This window comes from Qipengyuania intermedia, from assembly GCF_019711615.1.
Lineage (GTDB): Bacteria > Pseudomonadota > Alphaproteobacteria > Sphingomonadales > Sphingomonadaceae > Qipengyuania > Qipengyuania intermedia.
Window position 1 is genome coordinate 152766 of record NZ_JAIGNS010000002.1, and the last position, 24317, is coordinate 177082.

A 24317-nucleotide genomic window follows, 5' to 3' on the forward strand; every position below is an offset into this window, starting at 1 on the left:
ATCGGGGAGCGGAGCTTTTTCATGTACAAACAGATCCTTGCCGGCCTCGGCGCTCTGACATTGGCCACCGCCGCCACGGCCGGTCCGGCGGATGTGAACGCGCAGGCATTCTACGCCGACGCAGTGGAGCTCGTGGACAAGGGCATGGGCGCCCTGTTCGACAAGCGGACCAAGCCGCGCATGGCCCAGCTGAAGGCAGCAGGGCAGTTGGCGCGGGATGAGAACGAGGCGGGAAAGGCCAGGGGCAAGCCGATCTATTGCGTGAGCGAGGCGGAGCGCAAGAAGGGCATCGATGCGAAAAAGGCTGTTAGGATCCTTGGTGCCGTGCCCGAAAACGATCGCCGCAAAATGACGCTCGCGCAGGCCTGGCGTGCCGGATTGATCCGCGAATATCCTTGTGGCTCATGAGCGCCCGGAAACGCGGAAGGCACATCGGGCGTTATGAAGATCGAACCACCGAAATCACGAGGATGCCGCCCATGAACCGTCTTGCCATTGCCAGCCTGTCCGCCCTTGCCCTTGCGGGTGCTTCTGCCTGCTCCGACCAGACGCAGGAAGATGCCGCGCGTGCAGCCGAGCTGGCGGGCGACGATATCGAGGCCAATGCCGCAGTGGTCGGCGAGGTTATCGAAGAAGGCGCGAAAAATGGAGCCGGCGCGGTCAGCGAAGGCGCAGCCGATGTCGAGCGCCACATCGAGCAGGGCGACAAGGAAACGCCCGACACCGCCCCCATCCTGGGCGACGATCTCAACCAGGACCGGGAAGATCCCGCCAGCTAAGCGGTCTCAGAACGCTCCGAGCACGAGGAGCAACTGCAGGAACAGCACCAGGATCACGATGATGAATACGGACATCAGCGCGAGCCGCCAGATCGCCGAGAAGCGCGAGAGGCCATAAGTGCCCCTCAAATGCTTGTAGATATGGATCGGCGGGATGAAGATGCTCGCCAGCGCCACGATTTCGCTCGAGATGCCGCTTAGCCCCGCGATGGTGAGGCCGAGGGTCAGCAGCGTCATGAAGCCGAGTGAATAGGTGACGAAAATGGCGTGGTCATAGGCCTTGTACTGGCGCTTCCACGCGAACATCAGCCAGACGAAGGGTATCGACAGCGGGATCAGCAGCCAGCTGAACTTGTAGAAGTTCGTCTGCAATTTGTAGAGCATCAGCCCCGGGTTCTTGCGCCATTTCTCGATTGCGCCGTCGATCCAGTCGATGCTCGTGCCACTGACGCGCATGGTGGTGCCGTCGACCTCTTCGAGCGGGATGACCATTTCGCCGTCGCGGATCAATTCGTCGCCCGTGCCTTCCTGCCGCAGGAAAGGCACGTTCTCCTGCGCCTGGCGCAGCGCCGTGATCTGGTCGGTGTATTCCTGTTGCCGTCGCTCGAGAACTTCCCTGCGCCCGGGATCGAGGTCGGGTTTGGCCAGCTCCTCTTCTGTGCTCTCCAGCAGTTTCTCCCGGCGGTCGAGTTCGGTCGCGGTGAATTCGGCCAGCTCTTCGCTATTGTCGCCGGGTATATCGGTCGGCGCGCTGATCCCGGCCAGCTGGAACACGGCGAACATCAGGAAGATCGAGAACAGGAACAGCGCCATGGGCGACACGAAGCGCATGCGCTCCCCGTCGATATAGCGGCGGGTAAGTTCTCCGGGCTTGAAGAACAGCTTGGGCAGCGTGCGCCAGGTCTTGCCGTCGAAATGAAGCGCGCCGTGCATCAGATCGTGCAGGAATGCGCCCATCGTGCGGTGGAGATGCGCTTGCTGGCCGCAATTATGGCAATGCGCCCCGATCAGTTCGGTGCCGCAATTGAGGCAGGCGTTTTCGGCGAAATGGCCTTTTGCGAGCGGCGTATTCCCCGCGCGTCCTGCGCCGCCGCTGACCGCCTTGGCGAAGAGCCCCCCTTCGACGACCGTTCCCAGACCTTCCCCGATATCGCTCAACCGATCCTCCTGTCGCAGGCGAATCTATGCGCGCTTTCCCTGCGCCGCAACGCAAAAGGCCGCCCCGAAGGACGGCCTTTTACCTGATTTGCAAAACTGGAAAGGCGATCAGCCTTCGTAATCGGCACCGATCGAGGTCGAACGGGTCGGGGCCGAAGCAGTGATGCGCAGGGCCTCTGCCGACTGGCTGAGCGAACCGATTTCGTCCATCTCGTCATCGTCGTCGGGAAGGATCTTCTGCAGGTTCGTGACCGCAGCTTCCTTGAGGTCCTTCGGCTTGACCGTCTGTTCGGCAATTTCGCGCAGGGCGACGACCGGGTTCTTGTCACGGTCACGCTCGAGAGTGATTTCCGCACCGCCCGAAATTTCACGTGCGCGCTGGGCAGCCAGCAACACGAGATCGAAACGGTTGGGGATCTTGTCTACGCAGTCTTCGACGGTAACGCGCGCCATTGGGCACTCCGATATATTCTAGAGAATCCGGGAAAGAGGGCCAAATAGGTGCACAGGCGCAAAAGGTCAAGAATTTGCGCCTTTCGCGCCAGCCGCTAAGGCAGGGACGATGGGAGCAAGCGAAATGCAGGGCGAGGCCACTCAATTCCGCGATCCGGAGCCGTTCGAAGTCGATGCGGCAGGCCAGCACCTGGCATTCTATCCGGCCGGTGCCGATCGCCGCGCCGCGCTGTTCGACCTCGTCGAAAGCGCAAAAGAGAAGCTCGACGTGTGCTTCTATATCTTTGCCGAGGACACGGTCAGCACCGAATTTCGCGATGCGCTGGTCGCGGCGGCGAAGCGCGGAGTAAAAGTCACCCTCATCGTCGACCGGTTCGGGGCGGATGCATCCGATCTCTTCCTGCGCCCGCTTATCGATGCCGGGGGCACTTTCCTGGTGTTCTCCGCCAAGAAAACACGGCGCTATCTGATCCGCAACCACCAGAAGCTGGTGGTCGCCGACGGCAGGAGGGCGATGTTCGGCGGCTTCAATATCGCAGACGATTATTTCGCCCCGCCCGAAGAGAACGGCTGGAATGATCTTGGCATCGTAATCGAAGGATCGGCGGTCGAGGGGCTGAACGACTGGTATGCCAAGCTGCGATCCTGGACCGAGCGGGAGGAGCAGCACGCCCGCGAAATCGCGCGCACCGTGCGCGACTGGGAATGGAAGGAGCCGAACGCCACCTGGCTGGTGGGCGGGCCGACGCGCGGCCTGTCGAGCTGGGCGCGCTGCGTTTCGGACGATCTGGTCGAAGGCGACCGGCTGGACATGTTCATGGCCTATTTCAGCCCGCCCAAGAAGCTGCTCAAGCACATGGGCCGGATCGCGCAGAAGGGTGAGACGCGGCTTGTGATGGCGGGCAAGTCGGACAATGGCGCCACCATTGGGGCGAGCCGATCGCTCTATGATTTCCTGCTGTCGAAGCGGGCCAAGATCTGGGAATTCGTGCCGTGCAAGCTGCACACCAAGCTGATCGTGCTGGACGACTCGGTCTATATCGGCAGCGCCAATTTCGACATGCGCAGCCTCTACATCAACCTGGAACTGGTCCTGAAGATCGACGATGCCGCGCTGGCCGACCGTATGCGGCAGTTCGTCAGCGATCACATCGCGGCATCGCAGCAGGTGACGATCCCGCTGCACAAGAAGCGCGCGACCTTGTGGAACCGGATCCGCTGGAACCTGAGCTGGCTGCTCGTTTCCGTGGTCGACTACACCGTTACGCGCCGGCTCAACCTCGGCATCTGAGCCTTATTCGTAATCGTCGTAGCCGCCGCGCAGTTCGGGCGAGGTGAACTTGGTGAATTCGCTCTGGAACAGCAGGGGGACGTTGCCGGTCGAACCGTGACGCTGCTTGGCGACGATCAGCGTGGCGCGATTGACCAGTTCGAGGTGCCGCGCTTCCCAGTCGGCATATTTCTGGCGCACGTCCTCGCTGCTGGTCTCGTCCGGCGTGTCGGGTTTGAGGGCGTTGTGGTAATATTCGCCGCGGAAAATGAACCACACCATGTCGGCGTCCTGCTCGATCGAGCCGGATTCGCGCAAGTCGGACAGCTGCGGGCGCTTGTCCTCGCGCTGCTCAACTGCACGGCTGAGCTGCGACAGCGCGATGACGGGTACGTTCAGTTCCTTGGCGAGCGTCTTCAAGCCGCGGCTGATTTCCGAGATTTCGTTCACGCGGTTGTCGTTTGCGCGGCCCGAACCCTGCAGGAGCTGCAGATAGTCGACGATGACGAGGCCGATGTCGTGGCGGCGCTTCAGGCGGCGGGCGCGGGTACGCAGGGCGCCGATGGTGAGGCCGGGCGTGTCGTCGATATAGAGCGGGAGTTCGTTCAATTCCTGGCTGGCGAAGGACAGGCGCTGGAATTCCTCGCGGCTGAGCTTGCCCGAACGCAGCTTCTCGCTGGAAATTTCCGCAGTCTCGGCAAGGATACGCGTGGCCAGCTGGTCCGCGCTCATTTCCAGGCTGAAGAAGGCGGTGCCCGCACCCGGGGATTCGCTGCGGTCGATGCCGATCTTTTCATCGTCCATCAGGCGGCGCGCGGCGTTGAAGGCGATGTTGGTCGCAAGCGAGGTCTTGCCCATGCCGGGACGCCCGGCGAGGATGATAAGGTCGGAATTGTGCAGGCCCGAGGTCTTGTCGTTGACCGTATCGAGGCCCGTGGTCTTGCCCGAGAACCGCCCGCCCGAATTGATCGCCGCCTCGACCATTTTCAAGGCGCCAAGCGCCGCTGTGCGGAAATCCTGTGCCTCGTTGCCCGAGGTCGCGCCTTCCGCGACCTTGTAGAGATCGGCTTCGGCCTGGCTGATGCGGTCCATCGGTGCGACTTCGTCCGAGGTGTCGAGCGCCCCTTCGACGAGGTTGCGGCCCACGTGGACCAGCTCGCGCAGCAGCGCGAGGTCGTAGATCTGCTCGGCCAGCTTGCCGGTGGCGAGCAGGCCCTGTCCGTCCTGTGTCAGCTTGGCGAGATAGGTGATCCCGCCCAGCTGCTTCAGCGCCTCGTCGCTTTCGAAATAGGGCTTCAGCGTAACCGGCGTCGCAATCGAATTGCGGTCGAGCAGCTTGTGGATACGCTCATAGATGCGCTGGTGCACCGGCTCGTAGAAATGATGCGGCTGGAGCGGGGTATTGAGCTCCTGCACGACCTGGTTGTCGATCAGCACCGCGCCAAGGAATGCGGCCTCCGCCTCGATATTGCTGGGCAGGGTCTGCCCCTGCTTGTCGGGGGTGGAAGTCGAATCGTCGGCGGGGAAGAGGAGATCGGTGTCGGCCATGCGCGCCACCATGGTCGAGGGGCATCGGCTCCACAAGCGAAGCATGTGGCCAAATTGGCCCTGTCGCTTGTGGATAGCGGGGATTATCGCGCAACCCCTTGAATGCATCTGCGCCAGTTGCGAAAGCGTCACATAAGACCATGACCGAATCCGCATCTTCCAGTCCCGATCATCGCATCGCGCACATCGATCTCGATGAAGAGACGATCATCTGGCGCAACGCGGATATCGAGCAGGAGCGTAAGATCGCGATCTTCGACCTGATCGAGGAAAACACCTTTAAGCCGCTGCGCGCGGTAGAGCGCGGCGCCGATGGCCCCTATCACCTGACACTGGCCGTTCGCGACGGGCGCCTGCTGATGACCATCGCCAATACGGACGGAGAGATGGTCGAGGAATTGCTGCTGGGCCTGGCGCGTTTCCGCCGCCCGATCCGCGAATATTTCGCGATCTGCGACAGCTATTACCAGGCGATCCGCAAGGCGACCGCCAACGAGATCGAGACGATCGACATGGCCCGGCGCGGGGTTCACAACCAGGCGGCCGAGCTGCTGCTGGAACGCCTGGAAGGCAAGATCGAGACCGACTTCGCCACCGCACGCCGGCTGTTCACGCTGATCTGCGTCCTGCACATCAAGGGCTGAGGGCATGGCGCGGCGCAAGAAGAAGCCCGGATCGGGCTGGCTGCTGAAGCTGGTGCTGCTGGCAGCGGTCATCGCGGGCGTCGCGGCGATCTGGCTGTGGAACGAGAAACGCAACTGGCGCCCCGATGAGGACACTTATCCCGACCAGGGCGCGCTGATCGGCGAAGAAGACGAGAACGTCGATTTCGAAGTGCTCGCCGGGCTCGGGGCAAGCTTCGTCTATCTCGAAGCGAGCAAGGGCGCGCGCGACAAGGATGCAGGCTTTTCCGATAATCTCGCCGCTGCCCGCGAGGCAGGGCTGGAAGTCGGCACCGTCCACGAATTCGACCCGTGCGAGCGCGCGGATGGCCAGTCGGCGAACTATGTCACCATCGTTCCGCGCGACGAACAATTGCTCCCGCCCGCGATCCGGCTTGCGCGAACCGCGGACGAGTGCCCGACGCGGGTGTCCGATGCCGCGGTGCAGAGCGAATTGCTGACGCTGGTCAACCAGATCGAAGCGCATGCCGGTGCGCCGGTGGTGCTGGCCCCCAGCCGGGATTTCGAGGAACGCTATCGCCCCGCCGCCCGGCTGGAGCGGGCGCTGTGGCTCGAAGGCGACATGGACGAGCCGGGCTATGCGGGACGGCCGTGGACGGTCTGGACCGCCAATGCGGCGCATACCACGCAGGCTGCCGATACGCCGCTGCGCTGGCTGGTCGTGCGGCCCTGATCCGGCTAGGTGCTGACGAATGACCGATGACGACCTGATCGCCGCCGCCCGGGAGGCTGCCGCAAACTCCTATTCGCCCTATTCCAGTTTCGCGGTCGGCGCCGCCTTGCGCTTTGCCGATGGAAGTGTCGTGACCGGCACCAATATCGAGAATGCGAGCTACGGGCTTGCGCTGTGCGCAGAGACGGTCGCGGTGTCGAAAGCCATGGCCGACGGCGTGCGCGGCGGGCTAGAAGCGGTCGCGGTTACCGGGCCGGGCGACATGCCGATCACGCCCTGCGGGCGTTGCCGCCAGGTCCTCAACGAACTCGCGCAGCTGGGCGAGACCGATCCGGTGATCCTGTGCGTCGGCCCCGGAGTAGTGCGCCGCACCACGCTGAGCGCGCTCCTGCCCGACGCCTTCGGCCCGGCGAGCCTCGTTTGATCACGCGGCGCAGCGCGATGGGCGGAATTGCCGCCGCCTGCGCTGCGCTGTCCGCTTCGCCTCTGGTCGCAGCAACCAGGCCGGGGCGTGCTCCACGACTGCAAGCGGGCGACAAGGTGGCGCTGGTCGCACCGGCCAGCGCAGTTGCACAAGCCGAGATCAAGCGTGCGCGGCATTGGGTGTCGAGCATGGGCCTCGTCCCACAGTTCGGAGCGAATGCCGAGGCGCAATACGGCTATCTCGCGGGCACCGATGCCCAGCGCGCAGCGGACCTGAACGCTGCTTTCTCCGACCAGGACGTTCGCGGAATCTTCGCGATCCGTGGCGGCTATGGCGCGGCGCGCATCCTGCCTTTGCTCGATTGGCCGACCATCCGGGCCAATCCCAAGCTTTTCATCGGTTATAGCGACAACACCGCACTACACCTCGCCATCGCGCGCGAGGCTGGATTTCCGACGCTTCACGCGCCCAATGCGGCCAGCCCGTGGAACGAGGCGGCGAGTTGGGAAAGCCTGTGGCGGCTCGCCTTCACGGGCGAAATGCCCAAGATCGACCTCGCTGCCGACCGAGTCCTCAAGTCCGGCAGGGGCGAGGGACGGCTGCTGGGCGGTAACCTCACCATCCTCTCCACCCTGATGGGCACGGGCCGCCTGCCTGCACTGGAGGGCGCGGTGCTGTTCCTTGAGGACGTGAACGAGGAGCCGTACCGGATCGACCGCATGCTCCAGCAGCTGAAACTGGCGGGCGTACTTGATAATGCTGCGGGCGTGATTTTTGGCCGCTGCCGGGCTTGCAGTGTCGATGATCCGGAGGGCGAAAGCTTCACGCTCGACGATGTGCTCGCCCAGCATCTCGGAACGTTGGACTGCCCCGTCGTGACCGGCGCGAACGTCGGCCATATTCGCGGCCAGCTCTGCCTGCCGCATGGCGCGCGCGTCGCGTTCGATGCGGATGGCGGGAAGTTGACGCCGCTGGAACCGGTCACCGCCTAGCCGGGCCGGATCAGCTTTCCTTGCAGCGGATCCACCGGGTCCGGCCGTCATATTCGACCTGCCCGTCGAAATGGTATCCGACCCGCTTCGTGCGCATCACGAGGAGCGATTTCATCGCATCGGGCGAGGTGAGCTGGAGCCGCATGTCCTTGTCGTCGAGCCACCATTGCGGCGCGTGCGAGGCGATGAGCTTGCCGTCCACGCGCAGCCGGTGCCCGACCAGCGGGGCGCCCGGCACATGGCCGAAGCCGAGCGCGATCTCGATCTGCGGCCCGCTGGCAGTCTTGCACAGGAACCCGCCCGTCGCCTGCGCCGGAGCGGCGATAGCGGAAAGGCCGATCAGGCCGGCAATGGCGATGGGCAAGCGCATGGGGATCGCCTACCCCGCGCTCGCTTAACCCAGCATTTCCGGTGGCTTAAGCTTCGCGCGCTTCCAGCCATTCGAGCAGGCTGGCAAGGCAATCGCGTGCCAGCATCTTGCAGCGTTCGGGCGACCAGCCCTGTTCGGGCTCGGGGCTCGCGGGATTGTCCTTGTAAGGCATTTCCAGCGTCATCGCGGTGGCGCCGAAACGCTCCGCGACCTGGTTGGTGCTCATGGACAGGTTCGCCTTGCCGGGAGCGGACTTGGTATAGCCCTGCTCGGTCTGGAAATCGGGGGTCCGGCGGTCGAGGATCGCCTCGTAGCTGTAATAGCTGTCGCCCTGCTCGTCGGTCCAGCTCGGGATGCCTTCGAAGCCTGCAAGGAAGCTCACCGGGATGGCTTCGTCGCCGTGGACGTCCATCGCGAAATCGACGCCGGTCTCATCCATGCGGTTGCGGATGGCGAGGACTTCGGGGCTCTTCTCCGCGCTCGGATTGTCCCATTCGCGGTTGAGGTTGGTCCCTGCGGCATTGACGCGCAGATTGCCGCGCTTCGACCCGTCGGGATTGCAGTTGGGCACGATATGGAGGCGGCATTTCTCGCGCAGGAGGCGACCTACGCTGTCGCTCGGGTCGGTCAGCACTTCGAGCGCGCCTTCCATCCACCATTCGGCCTGCGTTTCGCCGGGATGCTGGCGGGCATAGAGCCAGACCTTGAATTCGCCTTCGCCCATTTCGAGGCAGTCGATCGGCTGGCCGTCGAGCGTAGTGCCAAGGTGCAGGTGATCGACGCCTTCCGATGCCGCCGCCTCGGACACGAGGTCGTGATGACGCTCCATCGAATAGGGCGCGAAATAGGCGAACCAGGCGATATCGCTGGCCGGCGTATAGCGGATCGTCAGCGTTCCGCCGTCTTCGTCCTTGTCATAGGACGATGCGGCGCGGCCCCAGTAATCGCGGTCTTCCGAAACGCAGGCGTCGTAGCCGGGCCAGCCGCCGGGATAGGCGCTGGATTCCAGGTCGGTGATCCTGAGCACCAGTTCGCGGCCCCGTGCCCCGCTGACGCGGAAGTGGAACCACTGCTTGAATTCGCTGCTGGTATCGAGCGGGATGGCGAGCTTCGCGCTCGCGCCGTCGATGGAAAGAACTTCGATATTGCCGCTGTCGAAAGCCGCATCGATCCGGATATCGCTCACTTAGGGAACCTCGATTTCTATCGTTTCGCCATTGTTGCCGGGAAAATCGCTGAACAGCGCGGCGGCGAGGGTTTGTGCGTTTGCCTGCGCCTGCGCAAGCTCTGAATTGTCGGGAACGCGCAGGTCCGCGCGGCCTTCCCACAGGTTTGCTTCCGATGCGGCGCTGCGGATCGTGACCGACAGTTCGCTGCCGACCTTGTCGCGCTCTCCGCCGCCAAGGTTGATGCCGATGCCGACACCCACGCCAGAGCCATAGGAGCCGGTGCGACCGCCGACGCCGACGCTGACGGGAGAGCGGCGACCCTGCGCGGTGAGGACATAACGCTCGATCCGCACGGTGGCGATCTGGTCTGCCGTTGCGCGGTCGGTCTCGACATAGCCGAGGCTGCGAAGCTCGTCGGCGACGGCCGATTTGTACGGCATCAGGGCAAGGCTGTTGTCCTCGCCATCTTCCGCGCTGGCGACGAAGATCGTCCCCTGCCCAAGCTGCGCGGCGGCCTCCGGCGCGACGAAGCGCGTGACCTCGACCGGGCCGGGCGTGGTGGCGCAGGCGGACAGGGCGAGGGCCGAAAACAGGGCCAGCGTTGGCGCGATGCGGCGGGTGATGCGACTCATGGGCGGGGTCTTTCCGATATGGGCGTTAAAGAAAGAAGAACGCGCCAGAACCGGCAAGGCTCCGAGATTGCCCGCTTCGCAATATCTGCTAGGTGCCGCTTCCATGGACAGGGACGCAAAAGTGCCGGTGCTCGTGACGGGCGGTGCAGGCTATATCGGCAGCCATGCGGTGCTGGCCCTGCGCGATGCGGGCTGGCCGGTGGCCGTGATCGACAATCTGTCGACCGGCTTCGCTTTCGCCGTTCCCGACGACGTTCCTTTATATGAGGGCGATATCGCGGATAGCGTCCTGCTGGAGCAGATATTCCTCGAACAGGGCACGAAGGCGATCATGCATTTCGCCGGATCGATCGTGGTGCCCGAATCGGTCGAGAACCCGCTCGGCTATTACGAAAACAACACGGTGAAGAGCCGCGCCCTGATCGAGGCCGCCGTGCGCGGCGGGGTCGATCACTTCATCTTCTCCTCGACCGCGGCGACCTATGGCACGCCCGAAACATCGCCGGTGGCCGAAGACGCGCCCAAGCAGCCGATCAATCCCTATGGCTGGTCGAAGCTCATGACCGAACAAATGCTGTCGGACGCCAGCGCGGCTCACGGGTTCAACCATTGCGCCCTGCGCTATTTCAATGTCGCGGGCGCCGATCCGCAAGGCCGTTCGGGCCAGTCGACCGCCGGCGCCACGCATCTCATCAAGGTTGCCTGCGAAGCGGCGACCGGCAAGCGCGACGCGGTCTCGGTGTTCGGCACCGATTACGATACGCCGGACGGGACGGGCGTACGTGACTATATCCATGTCAGCGACCTTGCCGCCGCCCATGTGCTGGCGCTGGAAGCGCTGATCGAGCAGCCGGACCGCTCGTTGACGATGAACTGCGGCTACGGGCGCGGATTTTCCGTGCTCGAAGTGCTGGACGCCGTCGACCGCGTGACAAATGTCGCGATAAAGCGTCGGATGGAACCGCGCCGCGCAGGCGATCCGGGCGAACTGGTGTCTGACCCGTCGCGTATCCGCGCGACCCTGCCGTGGGAGCCGCGCCACGCCGACCTGGACGAGATCATTACCCACGCGCTGCAATGGGAACGCAAGCTTGCGGAAATTCGTGGTGAAGCTTGACGGGAATCACCACCGCCGCTAACGGGCGCGCTTGAAATTGGCGCGTCGGGGCACCATCTCCGGCGCGTATTTATTTGTGAAACGAGACCTACCATGAAGATCCGCAACAGCCTCAAGTCGCTCAAGAACCGGCATCGCGACTGCCGCGTGATCCGTCGTCGCGGGCGGACTTACGTCATCAACAAGACCAACCGCCGCTTCAAGGCCCGCCAGGGCTAAGCTGCGATGTGGGGCATTTGCCCCGCAAGCGTCATGAACCGGCCCGGCTCCCGGAAGGGAGTGCGGGCCGTTCGCGTATGGAAGGCGTGTGATGAGTGATAGTCCGATCGAGGCGGTCGTATTCGACGTGGGCAGGGTGCTCTACCAGTGGCAATTGAGTGCCCTGTTCGAAAAGATCGTCGACGATCCCGAGCGGCTGGAAAAGGTGCTGGGCGAAGTCGTGACCGAGGAATGGCACTTCCTCCACGATGCCGGGCGTCCGCTGGCGCAGATGGTGCCGGAACGTATCGCGCTCTACCCGGACTTTGCGGAGGAAATCCGCGCCTACGCTACGCGTTTCAACGAGACCATTCCCGGCCCGGTCCCGGGTAGCCATGCGCTGGTCGAACGGCTCGACGAGGCAGGCATGCCGCTGTTCGCCATCACCAATTTCGGTGCCGAGTTCTGGGCCGGCTTCCGCCCGCAGGAACGCATCTTCGACCGGTTCCGTGATATCGTGGTCTCGGGCGAAGAGCGTGTCGCCAAGCCCGATCCGGCGATCTTCGCGCTGGCGGAACGGCGGTTCGGCCTGCCTGCCGCCTCCATGCTCTTCATCGACGACAACCCGGCCAATATCGACGCGGCGCGCAACTGCGGCTGGCAGGTGCATCACTTCACCGAGGCGCGGCTGCTCGAGAACGACCTGAGCGAGCGCGGGCTTATCTGATCGAAAAAAGCCCCGGCACTGTGGCCGGGGCTCCAAGGTCCACCCTGATGGAGAGGGGGTGGGGGATGTGGTGGTGCTCGGGATCAGCCGTTGCACTTCGCCAGCTTGTCGGCGTCCAGCTCTTCACCCTTGGCGGTGAACGCCTTCACTTCGCCGAGGTCGCGCTTGAGATCGCGGCAGATGCGGACCGGGCGCGAGGTGCCCTTGCGTGCGACGCAGCTGGTGTCCGCGCAGGTCCAGGCAACCCCGCCTGCAACCGTGGTGCGCTCTGCAGCAGGTTGGGCGAGTTCGGCAGTGTAGTAAGGCGCATCGCTGCGGGCTTCGGCAGCGGTGGGGGTGGTGAGGGCGCCGAAGGTGAGGGCGGTGTAGGCGAAAGCCGACACGAACACGCTGATCTTGGCGCTACGATCGAGGGAGAGGGTCATCGTATCATTCCTTCAGTGCATTGCGTTTTTCTCAACTGGCCGTGCGAAAAATGCAATGTAAGTTTCAATTTGCAACCAGTTGCGAATCACCACCTAGATAATTAGGTTGCGCGATGCAACTCATTTTTTCAAAGAATTTGGCTTTGGCGGGAAAACCGGTAAATAGGTTGCACCAGAAGGACTGATTTTATGGGCGATATCCGCGAACCACTACGCGAACTGACAGAATGCGGCCTGCCGCAGGCACTCGAGGTCATGGGCGAACGCTGGAGTTTCATGATCCTGCGCGCCAGCTTCAACGGCCTGCATCACTTCGAGGAATTCCTCAGCGAGCTGGGCATTGCGCGCAATATCCTTTCGAACCGCCTCGCCAAGCTGGTGGAACACGGCATCCTCAAGCGCGATCCCTGCCCGGACGACCGCCGAAAAATCGAATATCGCCTGACCGACAAGGGCTTCGACCTCCTGCCGGCTATGGTGGCGCTGCGCCAGTGGGGCCAGAAATACGGCGGAGAGATCGTCGAAAACCCCGTACTGGTCGACGAGATCGACCGCCTGCCGATCGGGCCGACTTCGATCCTCAGTCATGACGGGCGCATCCTCGGCCCGGCCGATCTCGCTCTCGTCGAGCGCAAGAACCTCGGCGTGCGCGCCGACGGCTCGACCGCCAGCCCGGTCATGACGCTCAAGAACGGCTCGGTGGTGGACATCGCCACCGCGCGCAAGGCCAAGGACGCCGCCTGAGCGATTCCGTCGAACGCACCGCAGACGGGCGCTACATCATCGTTCGCGGCCGGCTGTGGCGTGCCTCCAATCCCCACTTGCCGGAAAGCGAGCGAGCGCGTCTCGTCGCTCAGCTAATGGATGCGCGCCGTGCAGTCGGTGCGGCGCTGCGCGATAAAGACGAAGCGGCAGAACGTGCCGCCCGCCAGCAGGTGCATGAAGCCAAGGTGGCGCTGGGCGAACGCGGGCCCGTGTGGTGGGACGATGGCGCCCCCGATTACAACCGGCACCTGGTGAAGAACACGCCCTACGCGCAAAAGTGACGTCACTTTCCAAGGTGGCTCCGTGACGTCATCGTTAAAACGATCTCAACGCCTTGCTGTCATTGCGGTGGCTGCACACGGGATTCACTCCCCAACAAGCCGGGCCATAATGTGATCGAAATCGAAGTTCAGAACGAGACCCACCAATCGGTCTTCCGGATCAAGACCGTCGCGGTGCCGCGCATCGGCGAGGGCATACGGCTGCGCGAACCGGGCGGATCGTGGGCGTCCTACGACATCCTCGACGTATGGTACCAGCAGGCCGATTTCGGCGAAGTCTGGATGCCCTACATCCACGTCCGCATGACGCCGGACGAACTGAAGGCGGTCGAAATGGCCAAGTCGAACCCCATGGTCGACAAGGCGCAGGCCGTCCCGATCGAGGATTTCCTGAAGAAATTCGAAGGCGACGCAGAGCACGAGCCGACCAGGCTCAATCTCGACCTGTCGGAAAGCTGAGCGATCAGGGTTCCTCGACTTCGGGTTCGAACGGCTGTGGATCTGCGATCCGGCCGACGAAAAGGATCGCATCCTGCTCGAGGTCCCTCAACACGATCATGAAAGGCCGGTCGGCGCGGAACCGGCGCGGCTCCTTGGGCAGGATGCGCGCGCCGGTCGTGATGATCGTAACGGTCGTCACTGCCGCTGCCTTGGTCCCCTCGTCATAGACCTGCAGCTTGGTAAGGTGGCGAACGTCGCTCACCACCACGGGCGGCTGGCCCGGTTCCACCATGGCCGAGAAATCCGCCTCGCCTTTCGTGAAAGGTAATGTGAGGCCGATCGCCTTGAGCGGCGCGACCAGGCTTTGCGAATAATCGGTCTCGAACTGGGGTATCTCGACCTCGACGAGGTCGGGCTTTGCCTTTGCCAGGTCGCCGGCAAAGCTTTCCAGCAATTGCGCGGATGCGGCCCGCTCCATTACCTCGCGATTGCGCGGCATCACGATGTCCATGGCATAGCGTTCGTTGCGATAGGGCAGGCGGATCGCCTCCCAGTCGCCCCTGCTGGCATAGGCTACGTCGAACGTCTGGCCGACGAAAGTGAAGGGCTCTTCCGCTCCGTTGCCGAACAGGAAGGGATGCTGTTTGCGATAGAGCAGCTTCGTCTTCCACAGCCCCTCGAAATAAAGGGCGTTGGCAAGGACCGCGATCATGGATTCGTCGATCGCCGGAGGAGAGATCACATTGGGGATCAGCCCCCGCGTCGCCTTGTCCGCCCAATCATTGATCGTTTTGGCCGAAGCGACGGAATCGGAATAGTCGACCGCAATGGCAGCAGCATCATAGGCCCGGCGCGTGCGACTGACGTAGCTGTCGCGGAACCGGAAGTCCCGATCCAGGAACAGGGCATTGGCCACGCTGACCTCGACGTCCTTCTCGTCGCTCGCATAGCCGAGCGGGTCGGCAGGCGGCGGCAGGATGCGGCCGATCTGGGCGCGGGTGTCGCCCCCCGACCCTTCGTAAAGCAGCCCGAATGCAAGGTTTATGCTGGCAGGAGAGAAGACCACATTCTCTTCCGGTCCGGCCTCGGCATCCAGCACCGGCAGGAGCGCCATGGCGCCATCGCGCTGCTCGGTGACGGCTGCCGGTTCCTCTGCGCCAGAGGTGTCCGCTGGCGGCGTCGTGCAGCCCGCCATCAAGGCGACAATGGCTGTAGAGAGAAGCGTCTTCGACCCTGCAGCAAGCATTGCATTTCTCCTTCCGATAGAAGGACATAACGCATCAGGCGCGCGGTGGTTGCCGGCGGTAGCTCAGCGCCTCCGCCACATGGATCCGCCCGACCTGCTCCGCGCCTGCGAGGTCCGCAATCGTGCGCGCCACCCTCAGCATGCGCGTATAGGCGCGCGCGGAGAGGCGCATGGCCGTGGCGGCCTGCAACAATAGCGCCCGCCCGTCCTCGTCCGGCGCGGCGAAACGGTCGAGCGCGTCGCCCTGCAATTCCGCATTGGTGCGCACGCCCGTCTCTTCCTTGCGCGCGGTCTGGCGCTGGCGGGCGGCTGCCACCCGCGCTGCGACTTCGGCGCTGCCTTCTGACGGAGGCGGCAGGGCGAGGTCGGCCGCGCTGACGGGATCGACCTCTACGTGCAGGTCTATGCGGTCGAGCATGGGGCCCGAAACCTTGCTCTGGTAGTCGGCGGCGCATTTGGGGGCACGCGAACAGGCGAGGGCCGGATCGCCCAGGTGCCCGCAACGACACGGGTTCATCGCCGCGATCAGCTGGACATTGGCGGGGAAGGTAACGTGCGCATTGGCCCGCGCGACATCGACCTTGTTCGTTTCCAGCGGCTGGCGCAGCGAATCGAGCACGGCCCGCTGAAATTCCGGCAATTCGTCGAGGAAGAGGACGCCGAGATGCGCCAGGCTCACCTCGCCCGGCTTGACCCGCAATCCGCCGCCGGTCAGCGCCGCCATGCTCGCCGAATGGTGCGGCGCGCGAAACGGGCGCGCGCGGCTGATGCGCCCTTCTTCGAGGATCCCCGCCACCGATTGCACCATGCTCACTTCCAGCGCCTCTGCCGGGGTCAGCTCTGGCAGTATGCCGGGAAGGCAGCTCGCCATCAGCGATTTGCCGGCGCCCGGAGGGCCGACCATCAGCAAATTGTGCCCGCCCGCCGCCGCGATCTCCAGCGCGCGCTTGGCGGTTTCCTGTCCCTTCACCTGCTTGAGATCGGTGAAGGGCGCGGGCTCTTCGATAAGGCCGCGGTCGGGTTCGGCGAGTTGGGCTGTACCCTTGAGATGATTGAGCAGGCTGACGAGGTCGGGTGCGGCAAGGACGGGCACATCGCTCGCCCATTTCGCCTCCGCCCCTTGCGCGGCGGGGCAGATGAGGCCCTTTTCCGCTTCGCTAGCATGCAGCGCGGCGAGAAGGACGCCAGGCGAAGGAGCGACGCGCCCGTCGAGCGCCAGTTCGCCCACCACGACCCAGTCCCCCAGATGCTCGGCATCGGTGACACCCATCGCCGCCAGCACGGCAAGCGCCACGGGCAGGTCGTAATGCGAGCCTTCCTTGGGCAGGTCGGCAGGCGAGAGATTGATGGTGATCCGCTTGGGCGGCAGGGCGAGGCCCATCGAGGCAAGCGCCGCGCGCACGCGCTCCTTGCTTTCGCCGACCGCCTTGTCGGCCAGGCCCACGATATTGAAGTTGGGAAGGCCCGGCGCGAGGGAGCATTGCACTTCCACGCTGCGCGCCTCCAGCCCGAGATAGGCCACCGTCCGGACCAATGCGACCACGCTTAACCCCCGCCTGAGTATTCGTCCGCAGGCACTGGCAAGAAAGCCTTTGATTGTCGAGGCTTGCACGCGAAAAGGCGTGGGCAAGAGGTGCGGTTAACGCGGCGTTGACCATGACCCTTGGCAGGTCGGAAAGGGAGCCGGGCGCATTGGGTTGCCCATGCTTCGCGCGGCCCTCCTTCTGCTAGCCATGCTTGCCTCTGGATTTGCCTCCCCTGTTGTGGCGCAGTCGTTGGGCCTCGTGAAGCTGCCAGCTGCCTTCGTCGGGCAGCCGCCCGTGCACAAGGTAGCGATTGGTGCCATCGCGCAGGTGGCACCGCACAAGGCCCCGGTCAGCGCAGATACGCTTGTCCTCGCACCGCCGCCGCCCGCCGCCACCACGCGCTTCGTGCCGCGTCCCGTGCCGCAGCCACAGGTGATAATGGCAAAACCCTATTCTGCCGTGGCGCATCGCCTGCCGTCGATCGACACCAGCGCGCGCAGCTATGCGGGGGGTATCGCGCAATATGGCCCGTTCCGGGTGATCGACGAGAACCGCGTCGCGCTGGTGGGCGAGACCGACCGCGAGAGCCCGCGCTGGTTTCGCGTCATGCTGCGCAACCATCCCGGCCTTTCGCAGATCGACATGGTCGAATGCCCCGGGACGCGGGACGATATCGCCAATCTGCAGCTGGGCCGGATGATCCGTTCCGCTGGCCTTTCGACCTACGTTCCGCGGCGCGGCTCGGTGCGCTCGGGTGCGGTCGAGCTGTTCCTGGCGGGCGCGGTGCGCGAAATCGCGGAGGGCGCCGAGTTCGCAGTGCACAGCTGGATGGACGAGCAGGGCCGCGAGGCGCACGAATTTGCCATGGATGCGCCGCAGAACCGCCGCTATCTGAGCTATTATCGCGAGATGGGCATGAGCGAGGGTGACGCGCGCGCATTCTACAGCTTCACCAACTCGGTCCCGCATCGCGAAGCGCGCTGGCTGGGTGCGCGCGAAATGCGGCGCTGGATCGGCGGAGCGCCGCGTCCTGCGCAGATTGCCCATGCCGCGTTTTGAGCGCCTTGAAGGACTTGACCGACACCTGGCTTTGGCCTAAGCGCCCCTCCACCAATGCGGTCGCCGGAAGCGGCGGCCCTTTTTGTTGGCGCGATTCGCCTCTTCGCGTGTTGCCCGACGAACAACGAATTTTTTGAAGGACCATCCGATGAAGCGGACTTTCCAGCCCTCGAACCTCGTGCGCGCCCGTCGCCACGGTTTCTTTGCGCGCAAGGCTACCCCGGGTGGCCGCAAGGTGCTTCGCGCTCGCCGTAATCGCGGCCGCAAGAACCTCTGCGCTTAACTTTATAGACTCTCAGACGCCGGGCGGCGCGCATCCGCGCTTCTTGGCTTCGCGGCAATAGCCGCGACGGGCAGTCGCCCTTGCGGGCTCCCAGGCGGGAGCCCGTTCTGGTTTGAGCCTCATGGAAAAGCGCAATCAACCGGAGCGCAGCGAAGGCAAGGCCAACCGGCCGCCCGCAGCGACGCGACCTTCAGGTCGCATGAGCGAGGATATCGCGCTCGCGGATGCGAGTGCGGAAAACAAAGACTCCTCGGCCCGTTTTGCGTATCTGCTACCCATGCCCCACGGTCTTTCCGTCATCCGCAAACGCAGTGACTTCCTTGCTGCCAACCGTGGGCTGCGCAATGCCAAGCCCGGTTTCGTGCTACTGACGCGGCCGAACGAGGGCAAGGGCAAGCGCTATGGCATCACCGTGACCAAGAAGGTCGGCAATGCGGTGGTCCGCAATCGCATCAAGCGCCGGTTTCGCGAATTGCTCTGGGCCGCGCTGCCGGAACACGGCCTTGCCGATCACGACCACATCCTCATCGGCCGCGACGGTTCGGTCGAGCGCGATTTCGCCGCGATGACGCAGGAACTCGAGGCAGCGTTGTCGAGAGCGAGCGAAGGCAAGGGCGACCGCGCGCGCGGCCCCCGCAAGCGGCGGAGCCCGCGCGCATGAAGTATCCGCTGATCTGGATCGCGCGCGCCTGGCAGCTCGGGCCCAGCCGCATCCTCCCGCCGACGTGCCGCTTCACCCCCTCGTGCAGCCAGTATGCGATCGAGGCGCTACAAAAATATGGGGCGATCAAGGGTGGATGGTTGGCCCTCAAGCGGCTATTGCGCTGCCAGCCATGGGGGGGCTGCGGGCACGACCCAGTACCGTAAGCACCGCCTACTGTCTTGACTAGATAACACACCATTCCCATCTGAATCGAAATCAAACCCGGGATCGACCTTGGAAAACTCGCGCAATATCATCTTCGTAGTCGTGCTCTCGATGGCCCTGCTGTTGGGCTGGGACGCTGCGATGAACTATTTCTACCCGCAGCCGGACGAACCCGTGGTGGCGGCAGAGACGGCCACGACTCCGGTCGAAGGCGGCGAAGTCGTGCATTCGCGCACCGGCGGGCTGACCGATCCGGCGGCCATCGCGCAGGAAGTGGCCGATCTCGACACGGCGCTCACGTCGGGCAACCGCGTTGCCATCGATTCGCCCAAGGTCGCAGGGTCGATCAATCTCGTGGGCGCGGTCGTCGACGACCTCGTGCTCAAGGATTACGCCGAGACGACTGACAAGGATAGCGGCCCCGTGCGCCTCTATTCGCCGCGCGGCACCCCCGCACAGCATTTCGCGCAATACGGTTTCCTCGTGAACGGCCAGAAGGTGCCGGACGAGACCGTGTGGAGTGCCGATGGAGAAGTTCTGTCGGTCGGAAGCCCCGTCACGCTCACGCATGATGCGGGCAACGGGCTGGAGTTGCAGCTGCGCTATTCGATCGACGAGAACTACATGATCTCGGTCGAGCAGAGCATCGCCAACCGTTCGGGCGTGCCCATCGTGGCGCAGCCTTATGGCCTCGTCAGCCGCACGTCGGACACGGCCAGCGCCGACTTCTTCATCGCGCATTCCGGCCCCATCGGCGTGTTCGGCGACAGCGCGAATTACGACTTCGACTACAGCGATCTCGACGATGACGGTCCGGCCAATCCGGAAGGCCGCGCCGAATGGCTCGGCTTTACCGACATCTACTGGCTCTCGGCCCTCGTGCCGCAGGACGGCGCCGCGCCCGAGGCGACTTTCCGCGCGCTGGGCAACGATACCTATCGCGCCGACATGATCTACGATCCGGTGACCATTCCGGCCGGCCGCAAGTACACGACGGATTCGCGCCTCTATGCGGGCGCCAAGGATTCCACCATCCTCGACGCTTACGAAGATGCCGGCCTCCAAAAGTTCGGCCTCGCTATCGACTGGGGCTGGTTCCGCTGGTTCGAAAAGCCGCTGCTGTGGCTGCTCAAGAACCTTTACGACCTGGTCGGCAATTTCGGCGTGGCGATCATCGGCCTCACCATCGTGGTGCGCGGCGTGATGTTCCCCATCGCGCAGAAGCAGTTCGCTTCCATGGCTGCGATGAAGGCCATCCAGCCGAAAATGAAAGCGCTGCAGGAAAAGTACAAGGAAGACCGCGTCAAGCAGCAGCAGGAAATGCAGAAGCTGTTCAAGGAAGAGAAGGTCAATCCGCTGGCCGGCTGCCTGCCCTTGCTGCTGCAAATCCCGATCTTCTTCGCGCTCTACAAGGTGCTTTACCTCGCGATCGAGATGCGTCACCGCGACTTCCTGTGGATCGACGACCTGTCCGCGCCCGATCCGGCGACCATCCTCAACCTGTTCGGCCTGCTGCCGTTCACGCCGCCCAGCTTCCTTGCCATCGGCGTGCTGGCCGTGCTGCTGGGTGTCACCATGTGGCTGACGTTCAAGCTGAACCCGTCGGCGATGGACCCGATCCAGCAGCAGGTGTTCTCGATCATGCCGTGGGTGCTCATGTTCATCATGGCCCCGTTCGCGGCAGGCCTGCTGCTCTACTGGGTAACGTCGAACATCCTGACGCTGGCGCAGCAGAAATACCTCTACTCCAAGCATCCGCAGCTCAAAGCCGCGGCTGAAAAGGAAAAGGCCGAGAAAGCCGCTGCGGCGGCCAAGGCCAAGGGCTGATTGGGCAGACGATGACCGACGAAGAAGCCGCCGAACTGGCCCAGCTGGAACGGCGCGCGAACAAGCTGTTTTCGGGCCGGGTGGAGTTCCTCCTCTCGGCTCCGCAGCTTAAATTCCTGCCCGAGCCGACCGTGCCCGAAATCGCCTTTGCGGGCCGTTCGAACGTGGGCAAGAGCTCGCTGCTCAATGCGATCACCGGTCGCCGCTCGATCGCGCGCGCTTCGGTGACGCCGGGCCGCACGCAGGAACTCAACTTCTTCGAAGTGGGCGAGCCGACCCAGTTCCGCCTCGTCGACATGCCCGGCTACGGCTTTGCCAAGGCGCCGGTGAAGGTCGTCGAGAAATGGAAGAACCTGGTGCGCACATACCTGCGCGGCCGCCAGGTGCTGGTGCGCAACCTCGTATTGGTCGATGCCCGCCACGGGCTGAAGGACGTCGACCGCGAGATGATGAAAATGCTCGACGAGGCGGCCGTGGGCTACCGCGTGGTGCTGACCAAGGCGGACAAGATCAAGGCGAGCGAACTGGCCAAGACCGTGGCCGCGGTCGAGGCAGAGGCGAAGACCCACGTCGCCGCCTATCCGCAGATCCATGTGACCAGCAGCGAAAAAGGCATGGGCATCGGCGAATTGCGCGCCGCACTGCTTCAGGACGCCGGCATCTAAGACCCGGCATTGCCGCCGGCTGTCATTCCTCGTCGGAAATGAAGCCGCTTGGCGGCTGGAGCACCTGCATCGGCTTGCCGGCAATCTCCGTGCGCGCCTTGGCGGCGGCCCACAGCACCGGATGAGGCTGGGCCGCATAGGCGCTGGGCGTCGTATCCATGAACCGGCGAAAGTCGCGAATGAAATGCGCCTGGTCGACATACTGGCTGTCGAGCGTGTCGATCCACGCCAGCGACGGGTCGAGCATGAATTGCGCAAGGCTGCGCAGGAAACGCTGGCGGCGCAGCAGCAGCCGGGGACTGAACCCGAAGACGGCAAGCGAGAGCCGCTCCAGCGCCCGCACCCCGATCCCCGTCTGCTCCGCGAGCGCAGCGACGGAATTGACCTCCGGATCGAGCAGGGCGCGATGCGCCTTGTAGATCACCTCTTCCCTGTGCGCCGGACGATCCAGCATCGCGAGCAGGTGCTTGTCGATGCGCGCGGCCACTTTCGGAAGGCTCTGGTGACGCCGGTCGCATTCGAGCAGCGGGGCGAAATCGGCAAACGGGCTGTCATCGCCGATCACCTCCCAATAGTCGGCGAACTCGTTTGCGCGCAGGTCGAGGAACCGCGCCCAGCCGAGCGGCAGCAGGCTGATCGACCAGTAGCGGCCCGGCGCGAGCGAGAAATGCGTGGCGTGCGTGGTCGGACCAATCGCGCAGATGGGGTTGCAATCGACCAAGGGGCCGGGACCGGTGCAGGCTGCCATGTCGCCACCCACCGACATGCGGATATTCGGCCATTCCGGATAGACCTGGTCGAATATCTTCGGGGTGTCCGGATCGACGATGGTCAGCGAGTAGGTGGAGACGTAAGGCCGCAAGGCAGGAGCAGGCAGCGCGTAGCTGACTGTCACACCCGTATCCAGGTTTGCGGCGCGATCTAGTACTGCGAACTCTCCGATGGCGGTTCACTTGACCGTCATATCTACCGGAGAGGGCCGGACAACACCAGCGGCTTGTCGCGCGATGGCCTAGCGACGGAAACGCGGGTTGAAGACCTTCTCCATCGTCTTCGATAGACCCGCCCCCAGCGATTGCCACATCTGCACCCGGCTCTGTTCGGTATGCGGGCCGAGACCGCCCCTTAGGTGCGGTTCGACGTGGTCCATCGGCTCGCCATGCTGCTTGAACACGAAGGTCTCGAACATGGTCTGCCACGCATTGCGCATGGGTTCGGGCAGGTCGCGCACGGCGAGGATCGAATGCAGCATGGCATCGAGCGGGGTGCCCATACCCTCGTGCTCGTTCCACCAGTAATTCACGAGCACGTTGAGATCGCCCTCGGCCTTCACATGGTGCCACCACATATAGGGAATGAAGATACCGTCGCCCGGCTCGAGATCTGCGACCAGCGCCTGTTCCTGCGCCTCGCGAAAGCGCGGGAAGCGCTCGAAATCGGGATCTTCCAGCTTGACCATCGACACCGGCGCATTCGATGGAGACGCCTCGAAAGGAGCCATGTAGAGATTGGGCGTCTGGTCGGGCGGGAAGAGGGTGAAGCGCCGCTTGCCGCTGAGGACATAGGCGACGTTCTGCATCACGTCGAAATGCGTGTGTGTGCCGGTATTGTTGCCCATCCAGACGCGCGGCTGGACCTGCGTTGACAGGATCGGCAGGTGCAGCGCGCTCGCCAGCTCTTGGCTGAGGTCTGCCACCTTGGTCGATTCCAGGTAAAGCATCTGGTCGCCCCTGACGGGTGACAGGACTCTGTCGATGAAGCGCGAGAACGGCATATTGCCGCGCTGGAAATTGAGGCGCGAGACATCGCCGTCGAAGAAGAAGGTCGGGCCTGCATCGGGATTGGAGGCGAGCACGTTGATCGCACGCTCTCCGATCGCCTGCTTGAGATAGTCGGCCAGCTCGCCCGTGCAGCGTTTCGCCATCTGCACGGGCGCGAGGTCTGCGGCCACTTGTCGCAGGATCGCCGGGCGGGCGGCGGGGTATATCTCGTCCCTGAAGGTCTGGGCGCTCGGGCTCTCGTATTCGCGTAGTTCGGGCATTGCCGCGCGTGCCTAGCCTACAATTACGTAGAAAGGAAAAGCTGTGGGCGCGCGGTCATGTCGCAAACAGCATCGCATCGTCGGCAAAGGCCTTCATCTCCAGCGCATTGCCGCTGGGATCGCGGAAGAACATCGTCGCCTGTTCGCCCGGCTGCCCCTTGAAACGGATCGTCGGCTCGATAGCGAATTCGACCCCTGCCGCGACGAGACGGTCGGCCAGCGCCTGCCAGTCCTCCATCGTAAGCACCACGCCGAAATGCGGCACCGGCACGTCATGCCCGTCGACCGGATTGCTCGCGCGATCACCTGCTTCGCCGCCGGTATGGGCCACGATCTGGTGGCCGTAGAAATCGAAGTCGATCCATTCCTCGCTCGATCGTCCTTCCGCGCAGCCCATCAACCCGCCGTAGAAAGCGCGTGCCTCTGCAAGGTCGCGGACGGGAAAGGCGAGGTGGAAGGGGCGCAGGCTCATGGCCCAAGGATAGTGGACCGACCGCCTGCAATAAAGGTTTTCCTACGCGGCAGTGGCTGTGCATGACCGGTTACCGAAAGCGTCGGCTGGTGCACGGTGCGGCGGGAGGAGTGTCACCCTATCACCAATTGCATAAGGCCATGAATTAAAATCGGAATAGTCCTTGAACCCCGGGTGACAGAGTGTCGCCTTCGTCACCCGCCCCCGCGTCGCTCATTCAGGCTC

General features: G+C 63.9%; 31 protein-coding genes. 19 read left to right on the forward strand and 12 right to left on the reverse strand.

The genetic code is table 11. The annotated features are described in order from the left end of the window. The first annotated feature begins 21 nt into the window (after window positions 1-21). Complete coding sequence (locus K3179_RS07020) at window positions 22-408, forward strand: hypothetical protein (protein ID WP_221563444.1); 387 nt, start codon at window positions 22-24, stop codon at window positions 406-408. Between the two features lie 71 nt (window positions 409-479). Then, window positions 480-779 carry a hypothetical protein gene (locus tag K3179_RS07025; RefSeq protein ID WP_221563446.1) on the forward strand — a complete coding sequence of 100 codons (300 nt, stop codon included), beginning with the start codon at window positions 480-482 and terminating at the stop codon, window positions 777-779. Between the two features lie 6 nt (window positions 780-785). On the opposite strand, the gene K3179_RS07030 is transcribed toward K3179_RS07025, so the two are convergent. Together K3179_RS07030 and rpoZ are read right to left on the reverse strand one after the other, a co-directional pair. Further along, a complete protein-coding gene (locus K3179_RS07030) occupies window positions 786-1937 on the reverse strand; it encodes a DUF3667 domain-containing protein (RefSeq protein ID WP_221563448.1) in 1152 nt (383 codons plus the stop codon). A gap of 108 nt (window positions 1938-2045) precedes the next feature. Then, window positions 2046-2390 carry a DNA-directed RNA polymerase subunit omega gene (gene rpoZ / locus K3179_RS07035; protein WP_100259777.1) on the reverse strand — a complete coding sequence of 115 codons (345 nt, stop codon included), beginning with the start codon at window positions 2388-2390 and terminating at the stop codon, window positions 2046-2048. A gap of 109 nt (window positions 2391-2499) precedes the next feature. On the opposite strand from rpoZ, the gene K3179_RS07040 reads away from it, so the two are divergent. Continuing rightward, complete coding sequence (locus K3179_RS07040; RefSeq protein ID WP_221563450.1) at window positions 2500-3681, forward strand: phospholipase D-like domain-containing protein; 1182 nt, start codon at window positions 2500-2502, stop codon at window positions 3679-3681. Between the two features lie 3 nt (window positions 3682-3684). On the opposite strand, the gene K3179_RS07045 is transcribed toward K3179_RS07040, so the two are convergent. Continuing rightward, the gene (locus K3179_RS07045; protein WP_221563452.1) at window positions 3685-5208 is read right to left on the reverse strand and encodes a replicative DNA helicase; all 1524 of its coding nucleotides are present in this window, start codon (window positions 5206-5208) and stop codon (window positions 3685-3687) included. Between the two features lie 140 nt (window positions 5209-5348). Here K3179_RS07045 and K3179_RS07050 point away from each other — a divergent pair, with 140 nt between their 5' ends. Genes K3179_RS07050 through K3179_RS07065 form a run of 4 tightly spaced genes read left to right on the forward strand, consistent with a single transcriptional unit; the run spans window position 5349 to window position 7980 of the window. Beyond that, window positions 5349-5852 carry a UPF0262 family protein gene (locus tag K3179_RS07050; RefSeq protein WP_221563454.1) on the forward strand — a complete coding sequence of 168 codons (504 nt, stop codon included), beginning with the start codon at window positions 5349-5351 and terminating at the stop codon, window positions 5850-5852. A 4-nt stretch (window positions 5853-5856) separates the two neighbouring features. Then, on the forward strand, window positions 5857-6564 hold the full coding sequence (locus tag K3179_RS07055) for a glycoside hydrolase family 25 protein (protein WP_221563456.1): 708 nt from the start codon (window positions 5857-5859) through the stop codon (window positions 6562-6564). Window positions 6565-6583: 19 nt separating this feature from the next. Next, window positions 6584-6988, forward strand: a complete 405-nt coding sequence (locus K3179_RS07060; RefSeq protein ID WP_221563458.1) for a cytidine deaminase — start codon at window positions 6584-6586, stop codon at window positions 6986-6988. Between the two features lie 17 nt (window positions 6989-7005). Continuing rightward, window positions 7006-7980, forward strand: coding sequence for a S66 peptidase family protein (locus K3179_RS07065; protein WP_247712904.1), 975 nt, complete (start codon window positions 7006-7008; stop codon window positions 7978-7980). 10 nt (window positions 7981-7990) lie between these two features. Here the strand turns inward: K3179_RS07065 and K3179_RS07070 are convergent, their stop codons facing one another. The 3 genes from K3179_RS07070 to K3179_RS07080 are packed head-to-tail and all read right to left on the reverse strand — an operon-like array spanning window position 7991 to window position 10151. Continuing rightward, complete coding sequence (locus K3179_RS07070; RefSeq protein ID WP_221563462.1) at window positions 7991-8350, reverse strand: hypothetical protein; 360 nt, start codon at window positions 8348-8350, stop codon at window positions 7991-7993. 46 nt (window positions 8351-8396) lie between these two features. Next, the gene (locus K3179_RS07075) at window positions 8397-9536 is read right to left on the reverse strand and encodes a M14 family metallopeptidase (protein ID WP_221563464.1); all 1140 of its coding nucleotides are present in this window, start codon (window positions 9534-9536) and stop codon (window positions 8397-8399) included. Then, the gene (locus K3179_RS07080; RefSeq protein ID WP_221563466.1) at window positions 9537-10151 is read right to left on the reverse strand and encodes a DUF4136 domain-containing protein; all 615 of its coding nucleotides are present in this window, start codon (window positions 10149-10151) and stop codon (window positions 9537-9539) included. It abuts the gene before it with no gap. A gap of 103 nt (window positions 10152-10254) precedes the next feature. Here K3179_RS07080 and galE point away from each other — a divergent pair, with 103 nt between their 5' ends. The 3 genes from galE (at window position 10255) to K3179_RS07095 (ending at window position 12193) form a co-directional block, all read left to right on the forward strand. Next, window positions 10255-11268, forward strand: coding sequence for a UDP-glucose 4-epimerase GalE (galE, locus tag K3179_RS07085; protein ID WP_221563467.1), 1014 nt, complete (start codon window positions 10255-10257; stop codon window positions 11266-11268). Between the two features lie 93 nt (window positions 11269-11361). Continuing rightward, on the forward strand, window positions 11362-11487 hold the full coding sequence (ykgO, locus tag K3179_RS07090; RefSeq protein ID WP_007165381.1) for a type B 50S ribosomal protein L36: 126 nt from the start codon (window positions 11362-11364) through the stop codon (window positions 11485-11487). Window positions 11488-11578: 91 nt separating this feature from the next. Beyond that, entirely contained in the window at window positions 11579-12193 is a 615-nt protein-coding gene (locus K3179_RS07095) for an HAD family hydrolase (RefSeq protein WP_221563469.1), read from the forward strand. Window positions 12194-12276: 83 nt separating this feature from the next. Here K3179_RS07095 and K3179_RS07100 read toward each other — a convergent pair whose 3' ends face one another. Continuing rightward, complete coding sequence (locus K3179_RS07100; protein WP_221563471.1) at window positions 12277-12618, reverse strand: DUF8200 family protein; 342 nt, start codon at window positions 12616-12618, stop codon at window positions 12277-12279. A gap of 189 nt (window positions 12619-12807) precedes the next feature. Here K3179_RS07100 and K3179_RS07105 point away from each other — a divergent pair, with 189 nt between their 5' ends. The 3 genes from K3179_RS07105 (at window position 12808) to K3179_RS13435 (ending at window position 14123) form a co-directional block, all read left to right on the forward strand. Beyond that, window positions 12808-13362: a winged helix-turn-helix transcriptional regulator gene (locus K3179_RS07105; protein ID WP_090476423.1), complete on the forward strand. Its 555-nt coding sequence runs from the start codon at window positions 12808-12810 to the stop codon at window positions 13360-13362. Window positions 13363-13478: 116 nt separating this feature from the next. Beyond that, entirely contained in the window at window positions 13479-13664 is a 186-nt protein-coding gene (locus K3179_RS13570; RefSeq protein WP_345722337.1) for a hypothetical protein, read from the forward strand. A 111-nt stretch (window positions 13665-13775) separates the two neighbouring features. Next, entirely contained in the window at window positions 13776-14123 is a 348-nt protein-coding gene (locus K3179_RS13435; RefSeq protein WP_247712905.1) for a hypothetical protein, read from the forward strand. A gap of 4 nt (window positions 14124-14127) precedes the next feature. Here K3179_RS13435 and K3179_RS07120 read toward each other — a convergent pair whose 3' ends face one another. Beyond that, window positions 14128-15351: a serpin family protein gene (locus K3179_RS07120; protein WP_221563473.1), complete on the reverse strand. Its 1224-nt coding sequence runs from the start codon at window positions 15349-15351 to the stop codon at window positions 14128-14130. A 34-nt stretch (window positions 15352-15385) separates the two neighbouring features. Then, a complete protein-coding gene (locus K3179_RS07125; protein ID WP_221563475.1) occupies window positions 15386-16894 on the reverse strand; it encodes a YifB family Mg chelatase-like AAA ATPase in 1509 nt (502 codons plus the stop codon). Window positions 16895-17135: 241 nt separating this feature from the next. Between K3179_RS07125 and K3179_RS07130 the strand changes: the two genes are divergently transcribed. From K3179_RS07130 to yihA, 6 genes are all read left to right on the forward strand, one after another. Then, entirely contained in the window at window positions 17136-17936 is an 801-nt protein-coding gene (locus tag K3179_RS07130; RefSeq protein WP_221563477.1) for an alpha/beta hydrolase, read from the forward strand. Between the two features lie 148 nt (window positions 17937-18084). Next, complete coding sequence (gene rpmH / locus K3179_RS07135; RefSeq protein ID WP_090478272.1) at window positions 18085-18219, forward strand: 50S ribosomal protein L34; 135 nt, start codon at window positions 18085-18087, stop codon at window positions 18217-18219. A 277-nt stretch (window positions 18220-18496) separates the two neighbouring features. After that, complete coding sequence (gene rnpA / locus K3179_RS07140) at window positions 18497-18880, forward strand: ribonuclease P protein component (RefSeq protein WP_221565424.1); 384 nt, start codon at window positions 18497-18499, stop codon at window positions 18878-18880. Continuing rightward, on the forward strand, window positions 18877-19086 hold the full coding sequence (gene yidD, locus K3179_RS07145) for a membrane protein insertion efficiency factor YidD (RefSeq protein ID WP_090476411.1): 210 nt from the start codon (window positions 18877-18879) through the stop codon (window positions 19084-19086). Before rnpA ends, yidD begins: the two co-directional genes overlap by 4 nt. Window positions 19087-19156: 70 nt before the next feature. Then, the gene (gene yidC, locus K3179_RS07150; protein ID WP_221563479.1) at window positions 19157-20914 is read left to right on the forward strand and encodes a membrane protein insertase YidC; all 1758 of its coding nucleotides are present in this window, start codon (window positions 19157-19159) and stop codon (window positions 20912-20914) included. Between the two features lie 11 nt (window positions 20915-20925). Beyond that, window positions 20926-21579: a ribosome biogenesis GTP-binding protein YihA/YsxC gene (yihA, locus tag K3179_RS07155; protein ID WP_221563481.1), complete on the forward strand. Its 654-nt coding sequence runs from the start codon at window positions 20926-20928 to the stop codon at window positions 21577-21579. A gap of 22 nt (window positions 21580-21601) precedes the next feature. On the opposite strand, the gene K3179_RS13575 is transcribed toward yihA, so the two are convergent. The 3 genes from K3179_RS13575 to K3179_RS07170 form a co-directional block, all read right to left on the reverse strand. Further along, on the reverse strand, window positions 21602-22474 hold the full coding sequence (locus K3179_RS13575) for a helix-turn-helix domain-containing protein (protein WP_221563483.1): 873 nt from the start codon (window positions 22472-22474) through the stop codon (window positions 21602-21604). Between the two features lie 117 nt (window positions 22475-22591). Then, window positions 22592-23620 carry a cupin-like domain-containing protein gene (locus K3179_RS07165; protein WP_221563485.1) on the reverse strand — a complete coding sequence of 343 codons (1029 nt, stop codon included), beginning with the start codon at window positions 23618-23620 and terminating at the stop codon, window positions 22592-22594. A gap of 55 nt (window positions 23621-23675) precedes the next feature. Continuing rightward, window positions 23676-24092: a VOC family protein gene (locus K3179_RS07170; protein WP_221563488.1), complete on the reverse strand. Its 417-nt coding sequence runs from the start codon at window positions 24090-24092 to the stop codon at window positions 23676-23678. Window positions 24093-24317: the final 225 nt, after the last annotated feature.

Bases quoted from the DNA above. Each gene is read 5' to 3' on its own strand.
- K3179_RS07020 (WP_221563444.1), top strand. From the start codon at position 22: ATGTACAAACAGATCCTTGCCGGCCTCGGCGCTCTGACATTGGCCACC.
- K3179_RS07025 (WP_221563446.1), top strand. From the start codon at position 480: ATGAACCGTCTTGCCATTGCCAGCCTGTCCGCCCTTGCCCTTGCGGGT.
- rpoZ (WP_100259777.1), bottom strand. From the start codon at position 2,390: ATGGCGCGCGTTACCGTCGAAGACTGCGTAGACAAGATCCCCAACCGT.
- K3179_RS07040 (WP_221563450.1), top strand. From the start codon at position 2,500: ATGGGAGCAAGCGAAATGCAGGGCGAGGCCACTCAATTCCGCGATCCG.
- K3179_RS07045 (WP_221563452.1), bottom strand. From the start codon at position 5,208: ATGGCCGACACCGATCTCCTCTTCCCCGCCGACGATTCGACTTCCACC.
- K3179_RS07050 (WP_221563454.1), top strand. From the start codon at position 5,349: ATGACCGAATCCGCATCTTCCAGTCCCGATCATCGCATCGCGCACATC.
- K3179_RS07055 (WP_221563456.1), top strand. From the start codon at position 5,857: ATGGCGCGGCGCAAGAAGAAGCCCGGATCGGGCTGGCTGCTGAAGCTG.
- K3179_RS07060 (WP_221563458.1), top strand. From the start codon at position 6,584: ATGACCGATGACGACCTGATCGCCGCCGCCCGGGAGGCTGCCGCAAAC.
- K3179_RS07065 (WP_247712904.1), top strand. From the start codon at position 7,006: ATGGGCGGAATTGCCGCCGCCTGCGCTGCGCTGTCCGCTTCGCCTCTG.
- K3179_RS07070 (WP_221563462.1), bottom strand. From the start codon at position 8,350: ATGCGCTTGCCCATCGCCATTGCCGGCCTGATCGGCCTTTCCGCTATC.
- K3179_RS07080 (WP_221563466.1), bottom strand. From the start codon at position 10,151: ATGAGTCGCATCACCCGCCGCATCGCGCCAACGCTGGCCCTGTTTTCG.
- galE (WP_221563467.1), top strand. From the start codon at position 10,255: ATGGACAGGGACGCAAAAGTGCCGGTGCTCGTGACGGGCGGTGCAGGC.
- ykgO (WP_007165381.1), top strand. From the start codon at position 11,362: ATGAAGATCCGCAACAGCCTCAAGTCGCTCAAGAACCGGCATCGCGAC.
- K3179_RS07095 (WP_221563469.1), top strand. From the start codon at position 11,579: ATGAGTGATAGTCCGATCGAGGCGGTCGTATTCGACGTGGGCAGGGTG.
- K3179_RS07100 (WP_221563471.1), bottom strand. From the start codon at position 12,618: ATGACCCTCTCCCTCGATCGTAGCGCCAAGATCAGCGTGTTCGTGTCG.
- K3179_RS07105 (WP_090476423.1), top strand. From the start codon at position 12,808: ATGGGCGATATCCGCGAACCACTACGCGAACTGACAGAATGCGGCCTG.
- K3179_RS13570 (WP_345722337.1), top strand. From the start codon at position 13,479: ATGGATGCGCGCCGTGCAGTCGGTGCGGCGCTGCGCGATAAAGACGAA.
- K3179_RS07120 (WP_221563473.1), bottom strand. From the start codon at position 15,351: ATGCTTGCTGCAGGGTCGAAGACGCTTCTCTCTACAGCCATTGTCGCC.
- rpmH (WP_090478272.1), top strand. From the start codon at position 18,085: ATGAAGCGGACTTTCCAGCCCTCGAACCTCGTGCGCGCCCGTCGCCAC.
- rnpA (WP_221565424.1), top strand. From the start codon at position 18,497: ATGCCCCACGGTCTTTCCGTCATCCGCAAACGCAGTGACTTCCTTGCT.
- yidD (WP_090476411.1), top strand. From the start codon at position 18,877: ATGAAGTATCCGCTGATCTGGATCGCGCGCGCCTGGCAGCTCGGGCCC.
- yihA (WP_221563481.1), top strand. From the start codon at position 20,926: ATGACCGACGAAGAAGCCGCCGAACTGGCCCAGCTGGAACGGCGCGCG.
- K3179_RS07165 (WP_221563485.1), bottom strand. From the start codon at position 23,620: ATGCCCGAACTACGCGAATACGAGAGCCCGAGCGCCCAGACCTTCAGG.
- K3179_RS07170 (WP_221563488.1), bottom strand. From the start codon at position 24,092: ATGAGCCTGCGCCCCTTCCACCTCGCCTTTCCCGTCCGCGACCTTGCA.